Origin of the sequence: Streptomyces sp. CY-1, assembly GCF_047218265.1 — a bacterium.
GTDB classification, from domain to species: domain Bacteria; phylum Actinomycetota; class Actinomycetes; order Streptomycetales; family Streptomycetaceae; genus Streptomyces; species Streptomyces niphimycinicus.
In genome coordinates, this window is the sequence record NZ_CP178393.1 from 219,970 (window position 1) to 232,120 (window position 12,151).

The 12,151-nt window shown below is 72.9% G+C and carries 8 protein-coding genes; all 8 read left to right on the forward strand.

Features of this window, described 5'->3' with window-relative positions:
* Positions 1-425 precede the first annotated feature (425 nt).
* Genes ACK1X7_RS01145 through ACK1X7_RS01180 form a run of 8 tightly spaced genes read left to right on the forward strand, consistent with a single transcriptional unit; the run spans position 426 to position 12,149 of the window.
* Complete coding sequence (locus tag ACK1X7_RS01145; RefSeq protein ID WP_385145390.1) at positions 426-1,205, forward strand: transketolase; 780 nt, start codon at positions 426-428, stop codon at positions 1,203-1,205.
* Positions 1,206-1,215: 10 nt separating this feature from the next.
* Positions 1,216-2,193 (forward strand): transketolase C-terminal domain-containing protein, encoded by a 978-nt coding sequence (locus ACK1X7_RS01150; RefSeq protein WP_385145388.1) that lies wholly within the window; start codon positions 1,216-1,218, stop codon positions 2,191-2,193.
* A 2-nt stretch (positions 2,194-2,195) separates the two neighbouring features.
* Complete coding sequence (locus ACK1X7_RS01155; RefSeq protein WP_385145386.1) at positions 2,196-3,452, forward strand: hypothetical protein; 1,257 nt, start codon at positions 2,196-2,198, stop codon at positions 3,450-3,452.
* The gene (locus tag ACK1X7_RS01160; RefSeq protein ID WP_390794245.1) at positions 3,449-4,438 is read left to right on the forward strand and encodes a phosphotransferase; all 990 of its coding nucleotides are present in this window, start codon (positions 3,449-3,451) and stop codon (positions 4,436-4,438) included. The genes ACK1X7_RS01155 and ACK1X7_RS01160 overlap by 4 nt, the downstream gene beginning before the upstream one ends.
* Positions 4,431-5,915 (forward strand): FAD-binding protein, encoded by a 1,485-nt coding sequence (locus ACK1X7_RS01165; RefSeq protein ID WP_413114516.1) that lies wholly within the window; start codon positions 4,431-4,433, stop codon positions 5,913-5,915. Before ACK1X7_RS01160 ends, ACK1X7_RS01165 begins: the two co-directional genes overlap by 8 nt.
* Positions 5,915-8,317, forward strand: a complete 2,403-nt coding sequence (locus ACK1X7_RS01170; protein WP_398159171.1) for a non-ribosomal peptide synthetase — start codon at positions 5,915-5,917, stop codon at positions 8,315-8,317. The genes ACK1X7_RS01165 and ACK1X7_RS01170 overlap by 1 nt, the downstream gene beginning before the upstream one ends.
* Positions 8,314-11,310 carry a type I polyketide synthase gene (locus tag ACK1X7_RS01175; protein ID WP_413114517.1) on the forward strand — a complete coding sequence of 999 codons (2,997 nt, stop codon included), beginning with the start codon at positions 8,314-8,316 and terminating at the stop codon, positions 11,308-11,310. Before ACK1X7_RS01170 ends, ACK1X7_RS01175 begins: the two co-directional genes overlap by 4 nt.
* Positions 11,307-12,149 carry a 3-hydroxyacyl-CoA dehydrogenase family protein gene (locus ACK1X7_RS01180; RefSeq protein WP_385145374.1) on the forward strand — a complete coding sequence of 281 codons (843 nt, stop codon included), beginning with the start codon at positions 11,307-11,309 and terminating at the stop codon, positions 12,147-12,149. Before ACK1X7_RS01175 ends, ACK1X7_RS01180 begins: the two co-directional genes overlap by 4 nt.
* Positions 12,150-12,151: the final 2 nt, after the last annotated feature.

Here is a 12,151-nt window from a genome sequence, read left to right on the forward strand (position 1 = left end):
AACCGGGCGATCCAGGCTGATACAAAAAAGCGATACGTTTCTTTCGGGTCCACCGGGAGCGGCAGAGACGACCGTTCTCGACCGCAGGTGGGCATCTGCCCGGCCTCGATCAGGAGGTGGAGAGCTGTCTGAGACTGGCGAGAAGTCGTTCAGGCGGAATCCGGACTCCGGTGGCCGTGTCGTTCGGGGGCGCGGCCGTCGCTCTGTACAACAGCCCCGCCTTCGTCAAGGCGTTGAGCGACGTCGCGGGTGAACAGGTGTTGGAGTCGCACGATCATCGACATGGCTTACGCGGCCGAACGGGATCCGAGCGAGGAAGTTTCGCACGAAATCATGGAAGACCCTTTCTGCGCCTAAAGGCCAGACGGCTTTGTCCTGCGCTTATCCGGCTCATTCCAACCCCGTTCTCGCGAGGAGTGTTCCTTATGTCGAACGTGGACGAACTGGCCAGGCGGGCCCGACTCCGCGTCGTCGAACTGGCGGCGCGCAAGGCCATCCACTTGGGCCCCGCGCTTTCGCTGATCGACGTGCTGGTCGCGCTCTACACCAGGATCCTGCGTCGCGACCCGGCCCGCCCCGACTGGCCGGACCGCGATCTGCTCGTCCTCAGCAAGGGCCACGGCGTCTACGGCCTGTACGCCGTGCTCGCCGAACTGGGCGTGCTGACCACGGACCTGAACGAGCTGCCAGGGCACCCGTCGGACGGTATTCCCGGGATCGAGGCGGCCACCGGGGCGCTGGGCCACGGCCTGTCCCTCGCAAGTGGCCTGGCGCTGGGCGCACGGCTCGCGGGCAAGGACCGCCGGGTCTACGTGATCACGGGCGACGGCGAGCTCGACGAGGGCAGCAACTGGGAGGCGGCGCAGTTCGCCGCCCACCACCGGCTCGGCAACCTCGTGGCGGTCGTCGACCGCAACCGCCTTCAGCAGGAGGGTGACACGGAAGAGGTCTGCGCGCTGGAACCCCTGACGGACAAGTGGCGTGCCTTCGGCTGGCGGGTCGGCGAGTGCGACGGCCACGACATCACGGCCATCGCCGACGCCGCCACCGCGCTGGAAGCCGGGGACGGCCCGGCGGTGCTGATCGCCCACACCACCAAGGGCAGGGGAGTTCCCTTCGCCGAGGGTGATCCCGCCTGGCACATGGGAGAGCTGGACGCCGCCCAACGCCGGATCGCCGTCGCGGCGCTGACCGCGACGGCGTGAGGAGACCACCTTGACCACCACATCCATCCCGCCGCACCACACATCCATCCCGCCGCAGAGCATGCGAGCCGCGCTCGCCCCGGTGCTGGCCTCCGCCGTGGACGCCGACCCCAGCCTGATCGCCCTGGGTGCGGACGGACGGGCCTTGTTCAACCAGGTCCTCGAGCGGGATCCGCGTCGCTATGTGGACGCGGGCATCGCCGAGGCCAACCTGGTCGGCGTCGCCGCGGGGCTGGCCCGTGCCGGCCTGCGTCCGGTGGCCGCCGCCATGGCGCCGTTCCTGGTCCGCCGGGCCAACGAACAGATCCGGCTGGACGTGTGCGTGCCCGGCCTGCCGGTCGTACTGCTCGGCGTGGGCGGCGGCTTCGGCTATGGCCCGCTCGGCCCCACCCACCACGCCCCGGACGACATCACCCTGATGTCGGCCATGCCCGGCATGAGCGTGTACTGCCCGGCCGATGCCGCCGACGCCGTCTCCGTGGTGCGAACGCTGCTGGCCGACCCCTCGGGACCGGCCTACGTGCGGCTCTCCGCGCGGCCTGATCCCGTGCTGCCGGCCGCGGCTTCCGGGGGTGATCCCCGCGGACCCCGGCTGCTGCGGGACGGCGACGACGTCCTGGTCCTGGCAACCGGGCGATGCGTGGCCGAGGCGCTCGACGCCGCGGACGGGCTGGCCGCGGACGGGGTGGCGGCGGCCGTCGCCTCGGTGACCACCCTGCACCCCTTTCCCGCCACCGCGATCCGAGAGCTCGCCGGCCGCCGGCCGCTCGTCGTGACCGCGGCGGAATCCCTGGCGCCCGGCGGTCTCGGTCCGTCCACCGCGGAGGCACTCGGCCGCCGAGGTCCGGCGGTGATCAGCCTGCACACCGACCACCGGTACCCGCCGGTCGCCGCCCACCAGGACCTTCTCCGTTTCTACGGCGTCGACGGCCAGGGCATCCGGTCCGCCGTACTGAGCTACCGCAACCGGAAGACGAGGGAAGCGTGACGATGAGGATCTTCTCCAGCGCCCAGGCCTGCGGCTTCGGACCCATCTCCAAACTCACCGCCATATCGCCGCTGTTCGAGGGCGCCACGATCGACTTCACGGGTCGCGACGTCGCGCTGGACTTCGCGCGGCGCCACATGCACCGCTTCACCAACATCAACGAGGGCGACACCCAGCGGTACGAGGACGTCGCGGCCGGCCTGGCGAAGGCCGACTTCGTGGTCAGCGTGATGGACGCGGAACTCGTCTTCTGGGCGGTGCGCGCCGACGTGCCGGTGCTGTTCTTCGACAGCCTGCTGAGCTTCTGGCTCACCGAGCGCAGCGTTGCGGAACTGGCCGCCCGCGCTCAGCTCGTGCGCTGGTCCGACGACGAGACCGCGCGGTTCGTCTTCGACACGCTGACGCCGCACGAGCGCATCCTGCTGGCCCACCTGCTGGCCACCCGGTCCTACGCACAGAACTTCCCCGGTGTCGCGGCCCGCATCGACTCCCTGACCAGGGCGGGCGCGAGCCACATCCAGCTATGCGGCCCCATCGTGGACCGAGGCGCGCTGGATGCCGCGTTGTCCGCTCCCGCACCGGACCGCATTCCCGACCTACTGATCAACTTGGGTGGCTTCCAGAACTTCTTCCTGAATTACGAGTCCCACAACGCCTATCTCGACCTGCTGCGCCGGTGGGTCGCCGAACTCGCCGCTGCGCAGCCCGAGCTGCGCCGCGTCCTGGTGTGCGGTGGTGCGTTCCGCGACTCGGTGACCGAGACCCACGGAGGCGTCGAGATCGAGTACGCCATGTTGCCGCACAGGGACTTCCTGCGGCACCTGGCCCACGCCCCGTTGTACGCGGTGCCGCCCAGCCTCACCTCCTTGCACGAGGCGGTCATCCTGCGCAAGCTCCCGCTGCTGCTGCCCGAACAGCACTACGGGCACGTCACCAACCTGCGTGCCCTGCGCGGTACCGCGATCGGTGACAACGCGGCCAGCCTCATCGACCTCGGCACCCGGTTCAAGGTACCGGAGGACGATCTGGAGGGCACTCGGGCGCTGGACCGGCTCACCCGCGAACTCCTCTCGGACGAGGCGGAGTACCGCTCCTTCGCCGACTACCTGGACAAGCGGCTGGCCGACTACCGGCAACTGACGAACCAGGAACGCGACGCGGCCGTCGACGAGCTCGGCGGGCTTCTCGGCGGCCCCGCCCTGGCCGACCTGCTGGCCCACGTCGGTGACCGCCTCACTCCCGCCGGGAGGACATCGTGACCGCCGCCGACCTCGCGGAGCGCACCGTCGACACCGACGAGATCGCCCAACTCATGCTGGCCGCCCACCGGGAACGCACCGGGCAGGGCGAGGTGTCACCGGAGCGCGTGAACATCAGCACCTGGACGCCTGCGAGCGCCCGCAAGGTCCGCCGTCGGACGTTCGTCCGTCTCGACATCGACGGCGAGGCCGTGGCGGTGGCCAAGATCCCGCTGTCGCACAGCGACCCGAAGCTCGCCGGCGAGCTCGAGGTCCTGCGCTCCTTCCGGCCTCCGTCGCCCCTGGGCTGTCCGGCTCCGCTCGACGCGCTGGGGGGCGGGTTCACCATGAGCTACCTGCCCGGCGTCGACCTGCCCACCGCCGTCACGGGCGTGGACACCCCTGACGGCCTGTGGCAGGTGCTGCGCCCGGCAGTGGACCGCGTCGTCGAATTGCACCGGTCGCATCCCACGGTCTCCAGCACGCCCCAGCTCGCGCTGGAGACGGCCGCCCACTACGTCCGCACGCCGGAGTTCGGCGTTCAGCACGCCGACGAGGCACTGCGCACGGCACTGCTGGCGCCGACCCACGGCGACCTCGGCCCGTGGAACGTCCGCTGCGACCCGCGTGACGGCACCGCCAGGGTGCTGGACTTCGAGGACTACCGGGCCACCGGCATCGCCGCCATGGACGTCGTCAACCTGCTCATCACGACGGCGCTCGCGGTCTTCCCCGACTACCAGGAGCGCGGCTTCGACTGGCTCTACGACCAGGTCTTCGACGGCGAGCACTGGTTCGGCTCCGTCCTGGCCCGCGGTCTCGACCACTACGGCGCCCACACCGGTCAGCGGCCCGGCCGCGTGCTCGACCTGCTGCCGTTCACCTGCCAGTGGCTGATCGAGCGCATCGAGGCCGAAGGCCGCGACACCAGCCGCCTCTTCTACCGCCCCTTCCGCGAGCGCTACCTCGAACGGCGCCCAACGGTCGACGGGAGCATCCATGTCTGATACCAACGCCACGCCGGTCCGTACGGACGCCGTGGTCATCGGCGGCGGCCCCGCCGGACTGTTCGCGGCCCTGACCCTGGTGCGGGCCGGCCGCCGCGTCGCCCTGCTGGAGGCCGGCGGTGACATGCGGGAGAGCCTGTGCTCCCGCCTGGTGGCCCGCATGGACGGGCGGTCCGTGCGGGACGCCGAGAAGTTCCGCCTTCAGTGCCCCCGCTGCACCTGCCTGACGGGGCTGGGCGGCGCCGCCTTCCACTTCGACACCAACCTCGGTTACATCTCCTCGCTCACCCGCTCCAAAATCGAGTCCGCGCCGGACGGCACGGTCCGCTCCTACAGCGGGCTGGAGCGCGCCCTCGGTTCGTTCGACCACGCCCAGGAGCTGATCTCCGAGGCGTACCGCATCCTCTACGAACTGGGCCTGCCGCCCGTCGAGCCCGTCCACGCCGGACAAGACGACTCCTTCGGTGCGATGTTCCAGCACGTCGACACCGCGTTCTCGCAGAGCGTCACCGTGGACGACTCCCTGGTCGTCATCGCCCGTCTCAAGGCCGAATTGGAGGAGAACGGCGGCCGCGTGCTGCTGCACCACCGCGCCGAGGACATCGAGCCGCTGGACGGCGGCGGGTTCGAGGTGCGCGCGGCCACTCCTGACGGGCCGGCCGCCTTCCACGCCGATGACGTCGTGGTGGGCGTGGGCAAGCTCGGCCTGCCGTGGGTGCGCGAGCTCATCGGCCGGATCGGCGTGCGCCACCGGCCCAGCCGCCGCGTCGATCTGGGCGTGCGCCTGGAGACGCGGCGGGAGGACCTCGACCGCCTGCTGGACGGCTGCCACAACCCGAAGCTGTCCTTCCTCAACGAGGAGGGCCACTCCGTGCGGACGTTCTGCGTCTGCGGGGGCGGCCGGGTCATGCAGTACGGCTTCCTGGACGCCGTCGCCCTGGACGGGCAGCACTGCCTCAACCAGCCCACCAGCAAGTCCAACATGGGTGTTCTCACCACCGTCGACCTGCCGGAGGGGACCGACGGCACCGAGCACGCCGCCGCGTTCGCGGCCAGGGTCGCGGCCTACGGCCGAGGTCTTCCGGTCGTGTCCACCGTGGACGAGTTGGCGCGGCGCCCTGTCCCGGAGGGGCCGCTGATCACCAGCCTGATCAATTACCACCACGGCGACCTGCGCGAGTGCCTGCCCCCGTCGCTGGTCCGCGACGTGCTGGCCATGGTCGAGCGGCTCAACGCCCTGCACCCGGGACTCGTGCCCGGCACGGCCACCGTCGCCGCCCCCGTTGTCGAGCGGATCTTCCCCGACATCGAGCTCTCCGAGGACCTGGAGTCCTCCCTCCCCGGGCTGTACTTCGTCGGCGACAGCTCCTCGAAGATCATCGGCATCACCTACGGCGCCGCGACCGGCATGGCGGCGGCCCGCTCCGTGCTGCGCCGCCGGGCCGGCCTGGCGACCGTGACGGACGGGGATCGGTGATGATCACTCTCCCGCAGCGCATTCCCGATCACGGCGAGCCGCGACCCCGGCACGCCACGGCACGGTTGAGCACCCCGGCGGCAGCTCTGGTGCAGGGGCCCGGCGGGGTGGCCCGGCTGGCCGCCCTGAGCCGTCTGCTGCTGCACCGCTACGGCGCCGGCTGGGATGTCGTCGCAGTCGCCGACGACGGCCGCACCGTCGTGTGCCACGACAGCGACGCGGACCAGGAGACCACCCCGCTGGGCGAACTCGCCTGCGCCATCCGGCCGCGGCCCGCCGCGCCGCCTGCCGAGGGCGAGCTGTACGCGGCCGTGCTCTCGGCCCCCGCCGAGGTGCCACCGGCCGTGCTCGGCCGGCCCGTCTGGACGCTTTCCGCCGACGGTGACGTCCTGGACCTGGCACACGACGCCGCCGTATTCGACGACGGCAGTGCGGATCGGGTCGCGGAACACCTGGCGCTGCTCGCCCACGAGGTGGCCGAGCACCCGGACCGGGCCGCCGGCGACGTCGAGCTGCTGCTGCCGGCGGAGCGCACGCTCCTGCTGGAAACCTGGAACGCCCCGCACACCCCGCACGCCGACGTCACCTTGCACCGCCTCTTCCGCGAGCAGAGCGCCCGCACGCCGGATGCCGTCGCCCTGCGGTACGGCGACACCGAACTGACCTACGGCCGGCTGGACGCGGCCTCCGACCGGTTCGCCCACGCCCTGCTCCCGTACCTCGGGGCACCCGGCGACCTCGTGGTGCTGACCGGTGAGCGGGACCTCGTCCTGTTCACCGCCATCCTGGGCATCTGGAAGGCGGGCGGCGCGTTCGTCTACCTCGACCCGGCACTGCCCGCACCGCGGGCCGCGGACATCCTCGGCCTCACCGACCCGGTGGCCGTGCTCACCACCGCCAGTGGCCACACCGCCGTCGGCGGGCAGGCCCGGAAGGTCGAGGCCCTGCTCGCCCTCGACCAGCCGTCCGGTCCCCCGCCGGACACCGCACAGCCCGACACCACGGCCTACGTCCTCTTCACCTCGGGCAGCAGCGGCACCCCCAAGGCCGTGCTGCGCCCGCACCGGATGCACACCTCCCGCATCCGGCTCGAACAGGACCTCTACGGCCCCGGCCCGGCGGACCGGCACTTGCTCAAGTCGCCCATCAGTTTCCGGGAGTTCGTCCGGCCGCTGGCCGGCGGCGGCACCGCGGTGCTGGCCGAGCCCGGCCGCGACCGGGACGACCGCTACCTCGCCCGGCTCATCCACGACGAGGGCATCACCACCGTCAGCTTCGTGCCGTCAATGCTGCGGCTCCTGCTGGCCCAGCCCGCGTTCCGCACGGCGCCCGCGTTGCGGCACGTGTTCGTCGGAGGCGAGGCGCTGAGCCAGGACCTGGAGGACGAACTGCGCTCGCTGGGCTTCGAGGTGCACAACACCTACACCCTCAGCGAGGCCGACTACGTCTGCCACCGCACCGCGGCCCCGGCCACACCCGGGACCGGCGGCCCCGGCACCAACGTCGGCGTACCACTCGACATGCGCGTGTACCTGTGCGACCCAGCGGGCCGGCTGGTGCCGCCCGGCATCCCCGGCGAGATCCATACCGGCGGCCCCGGGCTGTCCGACGGCTACCTCGGGCGGCCCGACCTGACCGCCGAGCGGTTCCTGCCCAACCGGCACGATCCCGGTCGCCCGCCGGTCGTGTTCCGGACCGGGGACCTGGCCCGGTACCTGCCCAGCGGCGAGCTGGAGTACCTGGGCCGGGCCGACGACCAGGTCAAGGTGCGCGGGCAGCGGGTGGAGCCGGCGGAGGTCGAGACCGCGCTGCGGGGGCACCCGGGCGTGGCCAACGCCGTCGTCGTCAGCGCGCCGGATCCCGACCAGGGGGCCGCCCTGGTCGCCTACGTCGTGCCCGCGGGCGAGGAGATCCCCGTCCAGCGGCTGCGTGAGTACCTGGCCGGGCGGTTGCCGGACTTCATGGTGCCGGCGCGGCTGGCTTCGGTGCCCGCCCTGCCCCTGCTGGGCAGCGGCAAAGTCGACCGCAAGGCACTGCGGGTCGTGCCCCGTGGCCGTCCGGAACTCGATGTGCCCTACGCCGAACCGGCCACTGGCGGGCAGCGCAGGGCCGTCGAGCTCGTGGCCCGCGTCCTGGGGCTGGACGAGGTCGGCCTCGACGACGACTTCTTCGCCCTCGGCGGCGACTCGCTGCGCCTGATGCTGCTGCGCGGCGCGCTGGAGACCGCGGCGGACAGGCAGTTCGCGCTGGCCGAGGTGTTCGCCGCCGGCACCCCGCGTGGCTGCGCCCGCCTGCTGGACACCGAGGAGCCCGCCCGCCCACCCGCCCGGCGGCCGTCCGACCGCCGCCGGCGCGTCCGCTCGCGGACCGCCCCCCACGTCGAAGGAGGTGATTCGGGGTGAACGCGCTCGACCACGAGGACGCCGTCGCGGTCGTCGGCCTGTCCGTGCGGCTGCCCGGCTGTGACAGCGTGGCGCGGTACTGGTCCATCCTCGAAGCCGGCGAAGACAGCATCACCCGGCGGGAGGCCACCACGGCTGGCACGTTCGTGCCCGCCTACGGATCGGTGCCGAGTCCCGGTCACTTCGACCGCGACCGCTTCGGGATCGCCGCGTCCGAGGCATTGCTGACCGATCCGCAGCAGCGGCTGCTGCTGGAGGCCGTCGACGAGGCGCTGACCACGGCCAACGTCGACCGGGCCGGGACGATGGCGGTCAGCGTCTACGCCGGGGTCGGCCACAGCGACTACGAGCGGTGGGTCGGCAGTGCGCTGGCCGGCCGCTCCGGCGTCGACGCCCAGTCCCTGGAGATGACCAACCGCGGCGACTACGCCGCCACCCGGGTCGCCTACCGGCTCGGCCTCCAGGGCGCCGCCGTCACCGTGCAATCGGCCTGCTCCACCGCGCTGACCGCCGTCCACCTGGCCGTGCAGGACCTGCTCGGCCACGGCAGCGACCTGGCCGTGGCCGCCGTGTCCTCGGTCCGCGTCCCCGCTCCCGGCGGCTACGAGGCCCCGCTCGGCGGCATCGGCTCCCCGGACGGGGTGTGCCGCCCCTTCGACGCGGCGGCGGGCGGGTCCGTACCCGGCGACGGCGTCGGCGCCGTCGTCTTCAAGCGGCTGGCCGACGCGGTGAGCGACGGCGACGAGATCTGGGCCGTGGTACGGGGCAGTGCCATGAACAACGACGGCTCCGACAAGTCGGGTTTCGCCGGGGTCGACGCCGCCGCCCAGACCGAGGTGATCCGGGCCGCACTGGACGTGGCCGGGCTCGGGCCCGGGGACATCGACTACGTGGAGGCGCACGGCAGCGGAACCCGGATCGGGGACTCCACCGAGTGGTCGGCACTGGCCGAGGTGTTCGCCGAGGCCGGCCACCCGGTCCACGTCGGGGCGGTCAAGGGCGGTCTCGGGCATCTGCGGGAAGCGGCGGGCCTGGCCGGCTTCGCCAAGGCGGTGCTCTCGCTGCGCCACCGGCGTCTCGCCGCCACCCCGCACTTCGAGCGGCTGCCCGCCGACCTGGCCGCCCGGTCCGGCCCGCTGCGGCCGCTGGGCGAGGCCCTGGACTGGCCCGCGGTGCCCGGCCGGCCCCGGCGGGCCGGGGTGAGTGCCTTCGGCCTGGGCGGCACCAACTGCCACGTGGTACTGGAGGAAGCGCCCGCCGCACCGGTGACGCCGCCTTCGCGGGATCCCGAGTTGCTGCTGCTGTCCAGCCACCACCCGGACGCCCTGGACGTCGACCTGGCCGCTCTGCGCGACCACTTGGGCGAGAACCCTTCGCGGATCGCCGACGCGGCGTGGACGACCCAGACCGCACGCCACCGCTATCCGCATCGTGCCTACGCCGTGGTGCGCTCCCCCGACGAGGTGGCCGCGGCGTTCGGCGGTGACCGGCTGCGAATCCAGCGCGGCCACGCCACAGCCGACGCCCCCGAGGTCGTGTTCGTGCTGCCGGGCATCGGCAGTCACTACCCGGGCATGGGCGCCGAACTGGCCCGCACGGACCCGCTGTTCGCCCGCCACCTCCAGGCCGTCGTGACCGTGGCGGACACGCTGACCGACGGTGCCGTGGGCCGGTCGTTCGCCACCGAGCCGGCCCGGCCGGGCCGCCGGGGCGACCGCGTGGACCTGCGCGCCCTGCTGCGGCGCGGCGGCCCGGCGCCCGCGCCCCGGGAACTGCGCGAGGTGCACCTTTCGCTGTTCTGCATGGAACACGCCATGGCCCGCACGCTCATGGACCTCGGGATCCGCCCGGCCGCGCTGCTGGGCCACAGCCTGGGGGAATGGGTGGCGGCCGTGCTGGCCGGGGTCGTCGGGCCGAAGGACGCGATGGCCGCCGTCGCCCGCCGGGCCGACCTGGTCGAGACCGCCGGGCCGGGCGCCATGCTCAGCGTGCTCGCCGCCGCGGAGGAGGTGGAGGGCTACGCCGTGGAGGACACCTGGATCGCGGCCGAGAACGGGCCGGGCCACTGCGTGTTCTCCGGCCGGCCGGAAGCCGTGTCGACGCTGGCCGGCCGGCTGCGTGCCGCAGGGTTCACCACGTTGCCCGTGGACACCACGCATCCCTTCCACACACCGCAGTTGGCGGGCGCCGCCGCCCTGCTCGGCGAGGATCTGCGCCATGTGGACCTGGCGCCGGCCCGCATCCCCATCGCTTCGAGCGTGCTCGGCGCGTGGCTGGACGGGGAGGTACCCGAACCCGGCTACTGGCGTGACCACATGGTCAGCCGGGTGCGGTTCCGCACGGCGGCCGGGCTGGTCCTGTCCCGGCACCGGGTCCTGGTCGAGGTGGGACCGGGCACCGCCCGTCCCTGGATCGCCCAGGCCGATCCGGACGCCGTGTGCGTGCGCACCGTGCGGCAGTCCTACGAGAACGCCGGCGACCGGCAGATCCTGCTGGAGGCACTGGGAGCACTGTGGGCCCACGGGGCCGAGGCCGACTGGCCACGCCTGCGCCGTGACCCGGCGCGCCGGGCCGGCCTGCCCCCGCGCGCCCTGCTGCGCCGCCGGTACCTGCCCGACACCGAGCCGCCTGCCGGTCCCTGGCCGGCGCCTGCCACGACGCGGCAGGCCGAGCCGGTGGCCGAGACCCCCGCGCCGGCGCCGCCGGAGGAGGCACCCGGATCCACCGTCGGGCAGTTCCTGGCCCACCGCTTCCGGGTCCTGCTCGGACTGCGCCAAGTGCACCCCGACGACCACTTCTTCCACCTCGGTGGCGACTCCCTGATGGGCGTGCACCTGATCGCGGGCCTCAAGGAACTCACCGGACGGGCCGTGCCCTCCTCCGTCGTCTTCGCCTCCGCGACCCTCGGCGGCATGACGCGCGAGGTCCAGGACTGGCTCGCCGCCACCGAGCACGAACCAAAACCCCTCGACCACGGGAGCCCAGTGTCATGAGCGCACCCACGCTCGGAGTGATCGGAGCCGGTGTCATCGGCTCCAGCGTTGCCCACGCCGCCGCGGCGGCGGGCTACGCCGTCACCCTCGTCGACACCGATGCCGCCGCACTGGACGCGGCCCGCGCGGCCGTCCGGCGGCACGAGCGGCTGGCCGCGCTGCTCGGCGGCCGGGGACCGCGGCCGCTGGACATCCGCTCCAGCACCGACCTGGCCGACGTGGCCGGCGCCGGGTTCGTGGTGGAGAACACCACCGAATCGGAACCGGGAAAGCGCGAGCTGTACCCGTTGCTGGACAAGGCGCTGGCGCCCGGCGTGACCATCGCCGCCAACACCTCCGCCATCCCCATCGCCCGGCTGGCGGAGTGCCTTGCCGACCCCGGCCGCGTGGTCGGCGTGCACTTCATGAACCCGGTCGACCGCATCGACATGGTCGAGGTCGTCCGCGCCCCGTCCACTTCCGACACCGCGCTGGCCGCGGCCCGGGACCTGCTGGGTCGCATGGGCAAGCGCTCCGTCGTGGTCAACGACGCCCCCGGCTTCGTCATCAACCGCGTGCTGATGCCGGTGGTCAACCTCGCGGTCGCCGTCGTCGCGGACGGTGTCGCCACCCCGAACCAGGTCGACGAGCTGTTCAAGGGCTGCCTCGGCCACACCTCCGGGCCGCTGCGCACCGCCGACCTGATCGGCCTCGACACGGTCGTGCGCACGCTCGATGTCCTGCACGAGCACTACGGGACCACCGAGTTCGCCACCCACCCGCACCTGCGCCGGATGGTCGACGAGGGCCGGACCGGGGCCAAGAGCGGCCGCGGTTTCTACTCCTACGACGGGAGCTGACA